This is a genomic window from uncultured Roseobacter sp. (genome assembly GCF_947499265.1).
Taxonomy (GTDB): Bacteria; Pseudomonadota; Alphaproteobacteria; order Rhodobacterales; family Rhodobacteraceae; genus Roseobacter.
Genome location: NZ_CANMNK010000006.1, coordinates 219,346 through 234,677, shown reverse-complemented (window position 1 = coordinate 234,677; position 15,332 = coordinate 219,346). Strand labels below are relative to the sequence as shown.

Genomic DNA, 15,332 nt, shown 5'->3' with positions numbered 1-15,332 from the left:
TGGTCTCTCCGATCAACTTGGAGAGTCACTATCAAGACACTGCTGACCACGTTCGGTCAGCAGTGATGCGCTATGGGCCGATATTGCGGCCTTGAGGTCGCATTAAATGGAGCAGAGCAACAATTGCCCGATCTGTCCACAGGCGGGCATTGTCAATCGCCGCCGCTGCGCCATTCGATCACGGACCGCATCAGTTCCGCTTCGAGCCAGCGGCGGAATTTCACCGTCTTCGACTTTTTTGCGGAACGCGGGTGCGCCACGAACCAGTAGCTTTGGCCGGTCTCGCACCGCCCGGGAACCGGGGCAACAAGTTGTCCGGCTTTGATAGCGTCCGAGGCCAGCGTCTCCCATGCCATGAACACACCCTGCCCTGTCATCGCCGCGTCGAGACATAGGGAGGCATCTGCGTAGGTCGGCCCCGGTACGGCGGGTGGAACGGACAGTCCGGTGTTCGCAAGCCAGGTCTTCCAACCGAAGAGGTCATCGTTTTCTCGAATGATTGGAAGCTTCAACAAGTCTTCGGGTTTGTGTACCCGGAGCGCGATCTCAGGCGAGCACACCGGAAAGACCCGCTGATCCAAAAGCTTCGATGCGCTTACATGGCGGCCGGGCGACATGCCGACGCGGATCCCGACATCGATTTCGGAACTGCGGAAATCGACCATATCCACACGGGGTTCAACACGCACGCTGATCGTGGGTTCAAGCTCATGAAAGCGGTGGATGCGCCAGATAAGCCAGCGGCTTGCAAAGATGGGGGCGACCGTGACGGTGAGCGTGGTCTCGTCATCCTCAAGCAGCTCCAGCGCAGAGGCCAGATGCTCCATGCCCAGGCTGAGGCGTGGCAGAATGCGTTCGCAGGCCTCGGTCGCGCGAAGCCCCGTGGCTTCACGCAGGAACAGGGGCACCCCAAGACGGGCCTCGGCCTTCGCAAGTCGTTGGCTGAGCGCGCCGGATGTTACGCCAAGCTCATCAGCGGCAGCGGCCAGGGTGCCGAGCCGACCTATCGCTTCGACTGCACGGAGTGCAGAGAGCGGAAGTTTGTTGAGCGGATGCATTTAGATTTTCTAAACCTAGAGCCTTGCAAAGTCGATCCCCTCATCGCGCCTGATATGGCATCCTCAGATCATGGACGTGGTAGCTCTCATCCGGACATTTCACCTGCGCTCCTTTTTGCGCCAAGGCGCTGAAACCGAAGCGGCCCAAGTGCACTGGAAGCGGGATCCGCTTTCACATCCCGCCCTGCGCCAGATGAGCAAACGCGAGTTGTCGGATCTGCCATTCGATCCCGGACGCATCGACGCTGAATAACTGAAGGATACTTCTTAAGGGCGCGGTCTTTAACGCTCAGAACGGCTCAATATAATCCGCTGACAGGGCATAGGCGATATCTGCAAGCTGCGTGGATGTGGATGCCGTTCCAAACATGCCAATGACGTTCACCGGTTCAAACATGCCGGAGCTTTCATAGGGTTTTTCTGTCGTGACAAAAACCAACTGGTTGGCCGGCGGGGGCGGCACGTGAACGCATGCGCCGACAAATGGGACAAGGATGAAGGCGGTCACGCCCGTGCCGGAATAGTCGATTGGCACGATGAAACCGGGCAGGCGCACGATTTCGCCGTTCCATTCGGTGCGTACCCCTTTCGAGGGCGGCTGCTGACGGCTCAGGCTGGGCCCGTCATGCTGGATCAGACCCTGAATGAAGGGGGGGATTGCGGCCTGGCCTTCCGGCACCAGATCCGTCCATTCCAGATCTATGTAATCCTTGGCGCGGGCCATGCCGGGTCTGAGAGCAAAGGCGGCGAAAACTGTCATGAGCGCCCGTCGTCGGCTCAAATGGGGCGTCACCACTCATAGACCTCAATCTTTTCCGCCGTCATCGCATAACCTATGTGAGCAAGCGTGGTGGATTGCAGTTCATGCTTCATGATGCCGGTCACCCAGACCGGGTCCCAGAGCTGATCACTTGGCCAGGGTTTTTCGCTATCGACAAAGACCAGCTGGTTGGCCGGTGGAGGCGGGACGTGAACGCAGGCACCGACGTAGGGCACCATGATGAAACTGGTCACACCCGCGGTCGACATATCGATGGGCAGCACGTAGCCCGGCATCTTGATATAAGCCCCATCCAGAACCGGGTTCAGCTTGGTGGCGTTCTCGTCAAATTCCGGCAGCCAGGTGTCGCGCACCATGTCAATCTCACCCTCTCCGATGATCTCGGAATAGGGCACACCGGGCGGGATCAGGTCGTCCCACCCAACCAGCTTCGGCGTATTAGCAAGCCCGGCATTCGGGAGGGCGGCAAATCCCAATGCGGTGGTCAAAAGGTGGCGACGTGAGAGTTCCATAAGCTGATACCTCTGCGTTAGATGCGGACCATCATACCATCGGCCAGCGACATCCGGTAGGCTCTGATTGCAGGTACCAGGCTCACAATTGCGCCAGCGGCAACCACGCCGATCAGAACCCAAAGCTCTCGAAGCGTCGGGGCCTCAATCGGCAGCCAGAGGCCGAACGCGGCGTCGACCAATGGCTGTGCGAAGAGCAGGCTGACGTAGAGAAGCGCCAACCCGATGAGCGCGCCGATTGCCGCCATCATCGCCGCCTCCAATACAAGAAGGCTGAGAATGACGCGCGGTCGCGCCCCCATGGCGCGAAAGATCGCCATTTCGCGGCGGCGTTCACTGAGGCTTGAAAAGATCGTGGCCATCATGCCGATCAGGGCCGTGACAATGACCATGCCGGAGACCGCGATGAGCGCGGTTTCCGCGATCCCCACGATCTGCCACAGCTCCTGCAGGGCCACGCCCGGCAGGATCGCCAGCAGTGGCTCCTGGGGGTATTCATTGATCGCCCGTTGCAGATTGAAGACCTGCAACCGGCTTTTGACACCGACAAGGGCGGCGGTGACAGCCTGCGGTTCCAGCGTCATCTGACGAATGGTCTCAGCGGGCGTTGACTGACCGGGGATGCGGGCGCCGCTGCGCCAATCGACGTGGATCGCCTCAATCGCCTCCAGGCTCACGACCACGGTGCGGTCCACGGGCGTGCCGGTCTTTTGTAAAATGCCGGAGACGCGAAACGGTTGATCGTCATGTTCGATGAAAGACGCCAACCCATGGGCCACCACAATCGGATCGCCCACATCATAGCCGAGCGTCGCCGCCACGTCCGCACCGATCACAGCATCAAAGAGGTCCTCCATGATCACCCCGCGTTCAACGGCAAGGGATTGTCCGGTGCGGTACTTGTAGCGCTCAAAGAACGCGGTTGTTGTCCCCATGACGCGGAATTGCCGGTGGCTGTCGCCCAGAGAGATCGGCACGATCCAGTCCACTTCGGGCCGTGCCGCGATGTCCTGATAGCTCTCCCACGTCAGATTGTTGGTGGCGTTCCCGATGCGGAACACCGAATAAAGCAGCAGTTGCACGGAGCCGGAGCGCGCGCCCACAATCAGGTCCGTGCCCGAGATCGTATCGGCAAAGCTCGCCTTGGCTCCTGTGCGCACCTTTTCGACCCCCAGAAAAAGCGCGACCGACAGGGCAATGGCCAGGATGGTCATCGCCACGGTCACCGCACGTGCCAGAAGAGATCCGAAAGCGAGGCGCAGGATCATGCCGCAGCCAAATGGGGCTGGGTGATGTCGGACATCTGCACCACGCGGTCAAAGTGTTCGGCAAGCCGTGCGTCATGGCTGACCATCAGCAGCGTGGTGCCATGCGCGCGCGCCTGCGTGAAGAGCAGATGCAAAAACGTCGCCTGGGTCGCGGCATCAAGCGATGACGTGGGTTCATCCGCCACGATGAGCGGGGGTGCCCCGATCAGGGCGCGCGCTGCGGCCACCCGTTGCTGTTGCCCGACGCTGAGCGTTCCGGCCTTGGCATTGATGAGTTTGGTCGGCAGACCCAGATCAGCACAGAGGTTCTGCGCGTCTTCCTGCGGCGCAGGCACCCGCGCGCGGCGTTGGGGGGCAAAGCGCAGCGGCAAGAGGATGTTGTCGATCACGCGGGCGAAGGGGAGCAGATTGAACTGTTGAAATATGAGGCCGATGTGTTCGGCCCGAAACCTGTCCCGCTTGCCCGCCGACAGGGCAGCGATATCCGTACCCGCCACACGCACGCGCCCCGCGTCGGCGGTGATCGTCCCGCAAATCAGGGACAGCAGTGTCGATTTGCCCGACCCGCTTTCGCCCAGCAGCAAAACTGTCTCGGCAGGTGCGAGGGTAAACTGGGGAATGGTCAACCCGAAAGACGCCCGTCCCGGCCAGCGGTATCCGACGTCCTTCAGATCGAGAATTGAGGTCTGCTCTGGCACCGACGCGGACGGCCTCAGAACATGTCGCGCAGATCAAGGGTCGGCGCCTCACGCGTTACCTCGAAGGCGGTCGCGCCTTTTTCGGTGATCACCTGCACCTCAAGCTCGAGCGCATTGGGGAAACTTTCGAAATAGGCAAATGTGATGAGATCTGCCGCAGAAGTATCCGCGCAATTCAGCAGATATTCTGCGTGAAACTCGGTATGCCTTGCCTCATGGTCATGTTCTGCATGCTCGTCGTGATCATGCTCGTGGTCTTCATGCGCCGCGTGATCTTCTTCACCGTGGGCTTCTTCCTTGTGATCGTCATGGGCGTGTTCGTCGTGGTCCTCGTGTACCTCTTCACTTTCCAGCTCGGCGCTGGCCTGCACCACGCTGCACCCCGCCGCCGCCGGGAGTTCAAAAAGGGTAAGCGGGCGGGCAAGCGTTGCGACGGCGGTGTCTACCTTGGCGCGGTCCTCGGCGCTTTCAGCGGCATATTCAAAGCCCACGATATCCGCGCCGGGCGCGTGAAATTCCATCGCGATTTTTGCGCCGTCAAAAGCGATATCAAGCTGGCCGACACCATGTTCATGGGCGTCAAGCTGGCGGGCTTCTTCGGCGGCAACCGATGATGAGGTCATGGCGACAAGAGCGATGTAGGTGATCTTTTTCATAGCCGTACTCCAATGGGGCAAGGGGGGATTCATGACGTCGAGCAGTCTCGGCACTGCCCGTGAATTTCCACGATATGGCGGGACGCGTTGAAGGCTGACTGCGTAGAGATTTGATCGAGTTGCGACAGCAGCGGCGTGCCATCATGTTCTTCGACGGCACCGCAGGCATCACAGATGGCTAGAACGGGCACTGAGGCTTCATGCGCACAGCGACATGGCACAAAGGCCTTGATCGATTCCAACTTGTGCGCCCGCCCCTGATCGGTCAGCGCAGATAGCGCACGATAGACAGTAGGCGGCGCCAGTTCAGGCTCGGCCACCTTCATTTTGTCCAGAATGTCATAGGCCGACATCGGTTTGCCATGTGTTCGCAGCACGTTCAGAACGTCCGATTGTCGCGTCGCTGCCTGTTTACGCATGAGGGGGTCTCCGAAGACTTGGCAAATTGTTATTTTATAAAATAACAATCTTCAATGCCTCAAATCTCTCGATAAGTATTTTGACAAATACCCGCTTAGGCGAGGCTGCGCTGTGATCTGGCAATGATTGGTGCATGGCGAAAATTACCGTAATCGCGGGCGACGATTTCAGACCCCATCAACGGTGAACCAAATGAGCGGTCCTAGGAATCGCTGCGATGACTGCCTGGATCGGTCTGATTTTAGGCGGAATACCGACAATGTGTGAAAAAATTCCACGAAAACCTTGCATAGCGCAAAGGCTCAGCTACCTTTCTACTCGTGTGAAATATGCACACGATTTTGGAAAACCGCATGAAGTGCACGTTACTTGTCAAATCAGCTGCCTTTGCCGGGGGTTCGGCCTGTTGTCAGTCGCGGCTGCCATGTTCGGCCAATATCGGTCGAAGCTTTACCGGTTTCGGGCAGTTTCACCACCGAGGTGGCCGCAGATTTCGGAGGCCAGACAAAACGTGATGACCGTCAACAGGGCGCGCGTGTTCGGATCGGCAATACCAACAACTTTCACCATATCAACGGAGAGGATGAACGAAATGAGAAAGCTACTACTCACCCTGGGCCTAGGCCTGGCGTTAGCAACCGGTGCTGCCAACGCAGCGACAATCAACGGCGGTGAGACAACCGTGACAGTGACAGCCCCGCTTACGACACTGGGGCTTGGCGGCGCGCCGTTTGGAACAGCGACGGCGACCGGGGCGACCTTTACCTTCCCCATCACGGGTGGTTCCACAGCCGGCGGGGGACTTGAGATCCTCCACGACGGCAGCGGCGTCACTTTGTTCACCTTGGACACCACCGATGATGTCGAGGTCACTGTCGGCAACTTTGTGATCGACACTTTGGCGGAAACCGTGTTCGGAGACGTGATTGGCGGGCCGACCGGCCTCGACCTCTTCTCCTTCGGTACGGCACAAGGGGGGATCGGCCTTGAAATCACCGGCACCCTTGCCGGCGCATTGACCAGCATTTTCAACGCCCCCGATCTTACGGGCGCGCAGTTCGGTGTGGCAAATACCAGCCCTGAAATTGCACCTGTTCCACTTCCCGCAAGCGCGCTCCTGCTGCTCGCGGGCTTTGGAATGTTCGGAGTGGTAAAGGCACGACGCCAACCCTCCCGATAAAGAGTAAGCCGAGTTGTTTTGGGGCCGCTTATCAGCGGCCTCAATCCGAGCATCTAGACCCTGAATTCCGACACCGCTTTTATTCTGTATTAGCAGTCTGGTGAGTACCGGCGGGCCATGTGCTACAATTTTTCAAAGATGTCTTGCACGGTGCGTCGTTTTGAAATCGAAGGCACGCATCTGGTCACGGCTTCGCAGTCACGCCAAGAAGATAAACCTGATAGCGCCCTAGGGACCGCCCGATCTCGAACTTTTATAACACTGGGGAGGGTCAAATTTTCACAGTTGTTCTAGGTTTCGGAACAACGGATCAAGATCAGCAACCAGGAAGTTTCAAACATCAGCTTCAACCTACAAGCGCCCCGGCAAAGCGACTTTCACCGAACACTGATTGTGACCCGTCTTACGGAATGCTAACCTCCAACGGTCTGGTGCTTGCCCAGCCCCGCAAACGGTAAGGTGAGAGAATCGGGAATGCGGTGGAACTCCGCAACGTGCCCAACGCTGTAAGGTGGATGGCGCTGCATCATGCCATTGGCTCCGGTCGAGAAGGCGCAGCCCCAAATGATGCCAAGTCAGAAGACCGGCCAGACATATCAGGGCTTCCCGACGGTCACCGGGCGGCCAGTGTCTGTGACAGGGGATATGTCATGTTGCCACCCGTTCCTGCCCCGACGGGGCCGTTTTCTGCTGAAGAAAAGGCCGCCGTCTACCACGCCATTCACACCCGTCGCGATGTGCGAAGTCAATTCACCCCCCGCCCCATTGAGGACGCCGTTTTGATGCGGCTTCTTGATGCCGCCCATCACGCGCCTTCTGTCGGGTTCATGCAGCCATGGAACTTTATCGTGATCCGCGATGCAGAGGTGAAGGCGCAGATGCAGACCGCCTTTGTGCGCGCCAATGCCGAGGCTGTGGCCATGTTTCCCGCCGACCGCCGCCCGGTTTATTCAGCACTTAAGCTCGAAGGTATTCTCGAAGCGCCGGTGAATCTATGCATCACCTGTGACCGGGAGCGGGCCGGGCCGGTCGTCCTGGGCCGCACTCATAATTCGGAGATGGACCTTTATTCAACCGTCTGCGCGGTGCAAAACCTTTGGCTCGCGGCCCGGGCCGAAGGTATTGGCGTTGGCTGGGTCAGCATCTTTCGCGAGGACGACATCCGCACCGTTCTGGATCTGCCCGATCACGTGGTGCCGGTGGCCTATCTGTGTCTGGGCCATGTGGACGCCTTACATGAAATCCCCGAGCTCGAGGCAAAAGGTTGGCGCAAACGGTTACCACTGGCGGATCTGGTGTTTGCGGACCGCTGGGGCTGCAAGATTGACCCGGCCACATCCGAAAGCGCAACGAGTTGACTGCTGCTGGGCCGACCCCACTCTAGCTTAGCAATGTCGCCTTGATTTAAGGTACAGCCGTCAGCTCCAAACGGGGCTTTTGCCGGTTTTGCGCTCGAAGAGGGCATGTAAGCACTTTCACGGGGATCACCGGTCAATATCGCAGGGGATAAGGTCGGCATTCGGGACAAACCGGACCTATCAAGAAGGCTGTTTAGGTCGCCCTGCGGGGCTCAGTTCACAGAAAATCTTCCCGGCGCGGTGTGAAGCAATCGACCAGCGTGCCGGGTTCCAGGCAGACGCACCCATGCTTCATCCCGGACGGAATAACAAAACTATCCCCCTGCCCGACCTCGCGTACTTCATCGCCAAGAGTGAACTGGAACCGGCCACTTTCAACATAGGTCGACTGAACGTGGGGGTGATTGTGGAGCGCGCCAATGGCGCCTTCTTGGCCGAAACGGAAAGCCACCACCATCAGTTCGGGGTGATCCGAAAGGACCTGCCGGGTCACGTTTTCTGCCGTCGAAACAATCGGAAATTCAGACATGTCAGATCCTTTCAGAAGCGGTCAGGAGAATACCATCCCGCCGTTGATGTCGATGTTTGTGCCGGTGATGAACGCGGAATCCGCACAGGCGAGGAACAAGATCAGGTTGGCCGTATCGTCCGTATTGCCCTGTCGTTTTACCGGTGCAGCAGCCTCATACCCGCGTCGGCCCGCGTCGGGCGTATGCACATTATGAAAATCGGTGTCGATCATGCCAGGGCACAAGGCGTTGACCCGGATGTTCGGCCCCAACTCCTTGGCCATCGCGCGGGTCATGGTCATAACCGCACCTTTAGAGGTGGCATAAGCCACCGCACCGGGCCCACCGCCATCGCGCCCGGCCTGGCTTGCCAGGTTTACGATGGTTCCGGTGTCCATGTGGCGAAGGCACGCCTTCGTCATCATGAATGTGCTTGTCAGGTTCAGGTTCATCACTGCGTTCCAGTGTTCGAGCGGCATCTCCGACACAGTCTTGCGGGCGATCAGGCCTCCGGCATTGTTGACGAGCACGTTGATCCCGCCAAACTCATCGACTGTCTTGGCGACAAGCGCGTCAACATCCTCCACCTTGGTTAGATCACCCTTCAGCGCGAAGGCCTGCCCTCCCTGCGCTTTGATCTGCTCCACTGCGGCATCCGCTCCGGCACTGCTGGAATAATAGTTGATGGCCACGTTTGCCCCTTCCGCAGCCAGTTTAATGGCGGCGGCCTGTCCGATGTCCCGACCACCGCCGGTAATGATCGCCGTTTGCCCTGCAAGTTTCATGCGCTGTCCTTTTCCGTTTTCACTCACACTGGTATACTAGTCATTTAACTGGTATACCAGTGTGATATGTATCGCGAGACCTGGTCAAGCTTGCGAGGGAAAGAGAGAATGACAACATGAATGCCTCTGTTTTGTTCCCGATAGTGTTTCGATATGACCTTTTGAAGTCCAGAAAGACCATGGAGATGATGCAATGGCTCAGGCAACACAACTCGGCGAGCGGCGCACAAGTGTCGATGACATTTTTGACCATCTTCACCAGGAAATCCTGTCGCTCCGTCTAAGACCGGGTGATAAAATCTCCGAGGCCGACATCGCCGCCCAATTCGGCGTGTCCCGGCAGCCCGTGCGGGACGCGTTCAACCGGCTTGCCACGCTTGATCTCTTGCTGATCCGCCCGCAACGTGCCACCGAAGTGAAGAGGTTTTCCTCCCGGGAGATCGCCAAATCGCGTTTCGTGCGCGCCGCCGTTGAGCGGGAAGTCTTACGGCGCGCCGCGCAATATTGCGACGCAAGCGGTGCAGCAGAACTTGACGCCGCACTCGCGGCACAGGATCGGGCAATAGAGGACAATGACGTCGATAGGTTTGGCGCTCTGGATTACGAGTTTCACAAGGTTCTGTGCCATATTGCCCAGGCGGATTTTGCCTTCGACGTGATCATGGCCGAAAAGTCCAAGGTGGACCGCCTGTGTATTCTGAGCCTGTCAAAAGGTGATCGGATGCCAGAGCTCGTTGCGGACCATCGAGATATTGCTGAGGCGGTTAAAACGCATGACCCTGAAGGCGCTGTCGAGAGCGGCATGCGGCACCTGTCTCGCCTTGATGATACAATCGAGCAGATTTCGGTCACGAATGCGAACTACTTCGAACGCGAACAGGTTCGAGGCACTTAACACGACAAGCGCGCACACCGCACTCGGGACACCGCGTGCCATTTTGACCGGCCCGTGATTTGGCCGAGACCATACCGCACCCCATCCTAAACACATGCATGCGGCCAAAACCTATCAGAGGACATCGAATGACCCATACCAAACCCCGCGTCGGCGCCCCTGTCGGTGAACTCAGCTTTGCCGCGACCCATGGCGGCACAATCACTGTCGGGCAGCCCAAGGATCGCTGGACAATGCTGTTTGTCTACCGTGGTCGGCACTGCCCGCGCTGCAAGCGGTTTTTGAACAAACTGAATGACGCCCTGCCCGCCTGGACGGCCAAGATGGACGTGGTGGTGGTCTCTGCGGATACCGCTGAGAAAGCCGTTGCGGATAAAGAAGAATTCGGATGGGATTTCGATCTGTGTTTCGGTTTGACGGAAACGCAAATGCGGTCGCTGGGGCTATACGTATCCGATCCTTTGTCCGAAGCGGAGACATCGGGCAGGTTTGCCGAACCAGGCGCCTTCGGCCTCACACCCGATGGTATGCTGATGCTGGTTGATATTTCCAATGGCCCCGCCGCGCGCCCGGATCTGGAAGAGCTTTTGGACGGGATGATCTTTAACATCGACAACAATCGGCCCGTCCGGGGAACCGCCTAGCCCCGCGCTCGCTGGGCAACCAAAACAGAGCCCGTCGTGCCGATTGGCGCAGAATGGCCGCTGAGCGGTTTTATTTTTGCGCCTGCACGCAGCCGATATGAGTTTCTGTCGCGGCGAATGCTCGCGCAAGGTGAAGTTTCGCGCAATTTGTCCAGCGAAAACAGACGTGATCTCTGACGCGCGCAGGGTACACGGTATTCACAGTTGACAATTCTGGTATACTAGTCTTCCTTTGATCATGAAGAAACGAAGCCTGCCAAAGGAGGGTGCAGTGCACAGCGCGCCTTTGTTTGGCGCAAAGCGCCTGTCGGTGGGTTAAAGAAAGTTCAAAACGAAAGGGAGGACATCATGTTCAACACACTATCCAAATCACTGATCGGGGCCTTGGCCCTGGCCGCACTAGGAAGTGCTGCCAGCGCCGAGAACTGGCGGGGCTGGAATATCCACGTGGACGGATATCCCAACACCGTGGCCATGGATAAATTCGCCGAATTGGTTGCCGAAAAAACCGGTGGCGAGATCACGCTGCAAATGTTCCACGGCGGCACATTGGGCAGCCAGCCTGACGCGGTCGAGCAGGTGCGCCTTGGCGGCCTTGAGGTCGGCAATTTCAACCTGGGACCCATCGGACCGATCGCAGCGGCAGCCAATGTTGTCTCATTGCCCTTTGTTTTCAAAGACGTCCCGCACATGTTCCGTGTGCTTGACAGTGAAGGCGGTGCCGCGATTGCAGCGGGCATGGCCGAAAAAGGGTTGCTCCCCCTGGCATGGTATGACGCGGGCGCACGGTCGTTTTATAACGGTGAGAAAGCGATCAACACGCCTGCGGACGTCGAGGGCATGAAGGTTCGCGTCATGAACAACGACCTCTTTACCGGCATGATCGCTGAACTGGGCGGCAACCCCTCACCCATGGCCTTTGCCGAGGTCTATCAGGCGCTAAAAACGGGCGTTGTGGATGGCGCGGAAAACAACTGGCCCTCCTACGAATCCACCGGTCACTTTGAAGTTGCGGGCTACTATTCGCTGTCCCAGCACCTGATCATTCCGGAATGCATCTGCATCAACACAGATACTTACAATGCGCTCTCGGCTGAAATGCAGGCCGCAGTCAAAGAGGCTGCACAAGAGTCAGCACTGATGCAGCGGGATCTTTGGGCCGAACGCGAAGCGGCAAGCCGCAAGGCCGTTGAAGCCGCAGGTGTCGTCGTGAATGAAGTCTCCGACAAGGCACCGTTCCAGGCCGCGATGGCCCCGGTTTATGAGGCCTATTTCGCCACGAACCCCGACCTGCGCCCGCTTGTGGAGCTTATTCAGGCAACGGACTGACGTGCTATCTGAACTGACCTGAGAACGCCCGGCTCCCGATCCTTGGAGCCGGGCGCTTTTTGCCGGAGAATACCGATGAGCGATGCGCCCCATATTCCCCCGACGATCCGCCGCATGACGGCAACCCTCGATATGCTCGCCCTTATTTGCCGCATTCTGACAGGAATCGCACTGGTTGTTCTGACGGTCATTTTCGGCTGGCTGGTGTTTGGCCGCTACGTCTTGAACGCAACGCCGACGTGGGTTGAACAGGTTGCGCTGCTCCTTGTGATGCTCATCGCCTTTCTCGGCGCGGCGGTTGGCGTGCATGAAAATACACATCTTTCGGTGTCCGTGCTGCGCAGTGCCGTTGCACCGCGCGTGCGCGCTGTCTTTGTCGTCATCTCCGATGTCATAATGGCCGTCTTCGGCGGCCTTATGCTGTGGTATGGCGCGCAGCTCACGATTTTCAAATGGGGGTCCCTGATCCCCCTGATCCAACTGCCCGAAGGGCTTCGTTCGCTGCCCCTGACGATTGGTGGTGGGCTAATACTCCTCTTCTCCATTGGTCACCTCATCCGCTTGTTCTCGGGTGTCGACGACCGCAGCGACAGTATTGAATAGGGATATACCGTGGGAATTTTGGTTCTTCTGGGGGCATTCGCACTGTGTGTCGTGATTGGTACGCCTGTTGCTTTCGCCCTTGGCATCTCCGCCATTGCAGCCTTCTGGTACGAAGGGTTGCCGCTGATGATCGGCTTTCAGCGGATTGTGAGCGGCATCAACGTCTTTGCCCTCATGGCCATCCCCTTCTTCATCTTTGCCGGTGAGTTGATGTTTCACGGTGGCATCGCCATGCGGCTGGTCAGGTTCGCATCGGCAGCCGTTGGCGCGGTGCGCGGCGGGCTCGGGATCGTCAATGTCTTCTCGTCCATGCTCTTTGGCGGCATCTCTGGCTCAGCCATCGCAGATATTTCAGCCCTTGGCTCGATCCTCGTCCCGGTGATGAAGGAAAAGGGGTATGATGCGGATTACGCTGTGAACGTCACGGTCACCTCGTCCATCGCCGGCATCATCATTCCACCAAGCCACAATATGATCATTTTCGCCATCGCCGCGGGCGGTGGCATTTCGATCTCCAAGCTGTTTCTGGCGGGCGTGGTCCCGGGCATTCTGATGTGTCTGTGCCTCGCTCTGGCGGCCTATCTCGTCGCCGTGAAACGTGGCTATCAGGCTGAACCATTCCCCGGCTGGACCGCTCTGGCGCTGGCGTTTTTTGGTGCAATCCCCGGTCTCTTGACGGCGGTCATTATCGTGGGTGGCGTGCTGTCGGGTGTGTTTACGGTCACTGAATCCGGTGCCTTCGGGGCGATCTATGCCTTTGTTGTTACCCTTCTGGTCTATCGCTCGATCACCTGGGACAAATTCCGCCTGGCGGTCGCCCAGGCGGTGAAGACAACGGCAATGGTGATGATCCTGATCGCCTGTGCGGGCGCCTTTGCCTATATGCTGACCTTCTACCGGGTCCCCAATAAAACGGTCGATCTGCTGACAGGGCTCACCGAAAACCCCATTCTGATCCTGCTGATGATCAACCTCGTGCTGCTGGTGCTGGGGATGATCATGGATATGGCTGCCCTGATCCTGATCTGCACGCCGATCTTCCTGCCTGTCGCCAATAGTCTTGGCATTGATCCACTGCAATTCGGAATGATCCTATTGGTCAATCTGGGCCTTGGGCTGTGCACACCGCCGGTTGGTTCGTGCCTGTTCGTGGGCTGCGCCGTCGGGAAACTACCGATGGAAAAGGCCGTTCGGACGATCTGGCCGTTCTACATCGCAATCTTTATTGCGCTCATGTTGATTACCTTCGTACCAGCCATTTCACTCACATTGCCCCAGCTGATCGGCGGATGATTGTTCAGACGCCCCATTTTCAACGATGGATCTAGCGGTGCAGGCGGCTCGCAATTTCCTAACATGCGGTGCGGCGTTTCGCGTCACAGCGCTGTTGGGCCTAAGGATTGACTATCCGTAAGCGGAATTGATTAGTGGATCAGCGAGACCGATCGACAGCCGCAAAAGCCCATCGCGCAGAAATGGCTGGAAGATTTTCAGGCTTACTCCGCTAGAACCCACAAAACGCGCCTAAAGCGGTAGAATGGAGAGCGATATTCTACCGCTAAACAGGACCTCAGCACCTTCCAGAGCCTTTCACCAGCATCGGCATTTGTGAGACCTGCGGTGGCGCAATTGTATTAACCAGCCCCGGAAGCTCTACGTCTACAAAGCAGCCGGTCCGTCACCACAGGCCAGAGACTTTCGCTGAAATCCGCGAGAGATCGTGTTGTTCGTCCAAAGATGAAACACTCAGAGACACAGAGAGAGAGAGAGAGAGAGAGAGAGAGAGAGAGAGAGAGAGATGAGCCCTATTCCGCTGCATATGAAAATTTCGCCGAACCTGCTGATTTCGTTGACTGCAAATCGCACAGACGACGCCGCACAGGTCATGCAGATCGGCAAAACAAAGAAACATGCGTTTCTCGCGACGGAAACCGGGATCAAGCGCGTTCTATAGCTGAAGCCATGTGAAAGGGTCACCCAGTGAAAAGCGTCGTCTCCGCACTCATCCTCCTGACTGCATCCGCCGCCGCCCTCCCTGCCGAGACCTTTTCGGCTGATGTCTGGGCGGATAATTGGTTCGAGATGCGCATCAATGGCGCGCAGGTCGCCGAAGACAGCGTACCCATCACCACCGAGCGGTCGTTCAACGCCGAAAGCTTTGCATTTGAGGCTGAACGGCCCTTTGTGATCGGTCTGGTTGCGAAAGATTTCAAGGAAAACGACACCGGCCTCGAATACATCGGTTCGCGGCGTCAGCAAATGGGGGACGGCGGCGTCATTCTCCAGATCACCGATGCCACCGGCCAGATGGTCGCCGTCAGCAACACCGATTGGCAATGCAGGGTCACGCACACGGCACCGCTTGACAAATCCTGCGAGCGCGAGGCGGACCCAGTCGCGGGCCAAGGTGCCTGCGCTTTCGAAGCGATGGAGGAGCCCGAGGGGTGGGATCAGTCTGGGTTTGATGCCTCCGACTGGTCGCAGGCCAACGCCTATTCCGAACAGGCGGTCGATCCGAAGGATGGCTATGACCGCATTCGATGGGTGAACGACGCCGAACTCATCTGGGGGCCCGATCTTGAGCAAAGCAATACTGTCCTTTGCCGGCTGACGGTCGAATGACAGCGCAAACGGGA

18 protein-coding genes and 1 riboswitch are annotated in these 15,332 nt (G+C 58.0%); of the genes, 9 read left to right on the top strand and 9 right to left on the bottom strand.

Features of this window, described 5'->3' with window-relative positions; all coding sequences use genetic code 11:
• Positions 1-152 precede the first annotated feature (152 nt).
• The gene (locus tag Q1A63_RS17450; RefSeq protein ID WP_299632302.1) at positions 153-1,058 is read right to left on the bottom strand and encodes a LysR substrate-binding domain-containing protein; all 906 of its coding nucleotides are present in this window, start codon (positions 1,056-1,058) and stop codon (positions 153-155) included.
• Between the two features lie 70 nt (positions 1,059-1,128).
• On the opposite strand from Q1A63_RS17450, the gene Q1A63_RS17445 reads away from it, so the two are divergent.
• Positions 1,129-1,311 carry a hypothetical protein gene (locus Q1A63_RS17445; protein WP_298973059.1) on the top strand — a complete coding sequence of 61 codons (183 nt, stop codon included), beginning with the start codon at positions 1,129-1,131 and terminating at the stop codon, positions 1,309-1,311.
• A gap of 36 nt (positions 1,312-1,347) precedes the next feature.
• On the opposite strand, the gene Q1A63_RS17440 is transcribed toward Q1A63_RS17445, so the two are convergent.
• Genes Q1A63_RS17440 through Q1A63_RS17415 form a run of 6 tightly spaced genes read right to left on the bottom strand, consistent with a single transcriptional unit; the run spans position 1,348 to position 5,392 of the window.
• Positions 1,348-1,818: a DUF3299 domain-containing protein gene (locus Q1A63_RS17440; RefSeq protein ID WP_298973057.1), complete on the bottom strand. Its 471-nt coding sequence runs from the start codon at positions 1,816-1,818 to the stop codon at positions 1,348-1,350.
• Between the two features lie 29 nt (positions 1,819-1,847).
• Complete coding sequence (locus Q1A63_RS17435) at positions 1,848-2,351, bottom strand: DUF3299 domain-containing protein (RefSeq protein WP_299500207.1); 504 nt, start codon at positions 2,349-2,351, stop codon at positions 1,848-1,850.
• Positions 2,352-2,368: 17 nt separating this feature from the next.
• The gene (locus Q1A63_RS17430) at positions 2,369-3,619 is read right to left on the bottom strand and encodes an ABC transporter permease (protein WP_298973051.1); all 1,251 of its coding nucleotides are present in this window, start codon (positions 3,617-3,619) and stop codon (positions 2,369-2,371) included.
• Positions 3,616-4,317 (bottom strand): ABC transporter ATP-binding protein, encoded by a 702-nt coding sequence (locus tag Q1A63_RS17425; protein WP_298973048.1) that lies wholly within the window; start codon positions 4,315-4,317, stop codon positions 3,616-3,618. Before Q1A63_RS17425 ends, Q1A63_RS17430 begins: the two co-directional genes overlap by 4 nt.
• Before the next feature lie 14 nt (positions 4,318-4,331).
• Positions 4,332-4,973, bottom strand: a complete 642-nt coding sequence (locus Q1A63_RS17420) for a DUF2796 domain-containing protein (protein WP_298973046.1) — start codon at positions 4,971-4,973, stop codon at positions 4,332-4,334.
• Between the two features lie 29 nt (positions 4,974-5,002).
• Positions 5,003-5,392: a Fur family transcriptional regulator gene (locus Q1A63_RS17415; RefSeq protein WP_298973044.1), complete on the bottom strand. Its 390-nt coding sequence runs from the start codon at positions 5,390-5,392 to the stop codon at positions 5,003-5,005.
• A 218-nt stretch (positions 5,393-5,610) separates the two neighbouring features.
• Here Q1A63_RS17415 and Q1A63_RS17410 point away from each other — a divergent pair, with 218 nt between their 5' ends.
• Positions 5,611-6,573: a VPLPA-CTERM sorting domain-containing protein gene (locus tag Q1A63_RS17410; protein WP_298973042.1), complete on the top strand. Its 963-nt coding sequence runs from the start codon at positions 5,611-5,613 to the stop codon at positions 6,571-6,573.
• Positions 6,574-6,985: 412 nt separating this feature from the next.
• A riboswitch (cobalamin riboswitch) is annotated at positions 6,986-7,180 on the top strand.
• A gap of 43 nt (positions 7,181-7,223) precedes the next feature.
• The gene (bluB, locus tag Q1A63_RS17405; RefSeq protein WP_298973040.1) at positions 7,224-7,931 is read left to right on the top strand and encodes a 5,6-dimethylbenzimidazole synthase; all 708 of its coding nucleotides are present in this window, start codon (positions 7,224-7,226) and stop codon (positions 7,929-7,931) included.
• Positions 7,932-8,148: 217 nt separating this feature from the next.
• Here the strand turns inward: bluB and Q1A63_RS17400 are convergent, their stop codons facing one another.
• Both Q1A63_RS17400 and Q1A63_RS17395 read right to left on the bottom strand, forming a co-directional pair.
• Positions 8,149-8,460, bottom strand: coding sequence for a cupin domain-containing protein (locus Q1A63_RS17400; protein ID WP_298973038.1), 312 nt, complete (start codon positions 8,458-8,460; stop codon positions 8,149-8,151).
• A gap of 21 nt (positions 8,461-8,481) precedes the next feature.
• The gene (locus Q1A63_RS17395) at positions 8,482-9,225 is read right to left on the bottom strand and encodes an SDR family oxidoreductase (protein WP_298973037.1); all 744 of its coding nucleotides are present in this window, start codon (positions 9,223-9,225) and stop codon (positions 8,482-8,484) included.
• A gap of 193 nt (positions 9,226-9,418) precedes the next feature.
• On the opposite strand from Q1A63_RS17395, the gene Q1A63_RS17390 reads away from it, so the two are divergent.
• The 6 genes from Q1A63_RS17390 to Q1A63_RS17365 all read left to right on the top strand — a co-directional run bounded on the left by Q1A63_RS17390 (position 9,419) and on the right by Q1A63_RS17365 (position 15,318).
• A complete protein-coding gene (locus Q1A63_RS17390; protein WP_298973035.1) occupies positions 9,419-10,120 on the top strand; it encodes a GntR family transcriptional regulator in 702 nt (233 codons plus the stop codon).
• Between the two features lie 128 nt (positions 10,121-10,248).
• Positions 10,249-10,764, top strand: coding sequence for a redoxin domain-containing protein (locus tag Q1A63_RS17385; protein ID WP_299632301.1), 516 nt, complete (start codon positions 10,249-10,251; stop codon positions 10,762-10,764).
• Between the two features lie 348 nt (positions 10,765-11,112).
• Positions 11,113-12,093, top strand: coding sequence for a TRAP transporter substrate-binding protein (locus Q1A63_RS17380; protein ID WP_298973030.1), 981 nt, complete (start codon positions 11,113-11,115; stop codon positions 12,091-12,093).
• Between the two features lie 75 nt (positions 12,094-12,168).
• Positions 12,169-12,696 carry a TRAP transporter small permease gene (locus tag Q1A63_RS17375; RefSeq protein WP_298973028.1) on the top strand — a complete coding sequence of 176 codons (528 nt, stop codon included), beginning with the start codon at positions 12,169-12,171 and terminating at the stop codon, positions 12,694-12,696.
• Between the two features lie 9 nt (positions 12,697-12,705).
• Complete coding sequence (locus tag Q1A63_RS17370; protein WP_298973026.1) at positions 12,706-13,989, top strand: TRAP transporter large permease; 1,284 nt, start codon at positions 12,706-12,708, stop codon at positions 13,987-13,989.
• A 687-nt stretch (positions 13,990-14,676) separates the two neighbouring features.
• A complete protein-coding gene (locus tag Q1A63_RS17365) occupies positions 14,677-15,318 on the top strand; it encodes a PEBP family protein (protein ID WP_298973025.1) in 642 nt (213 codons plus the stop codon).
• The last annotated feature ends 14 nt before the right edge of the window (positions 15,319-15,332 follow it).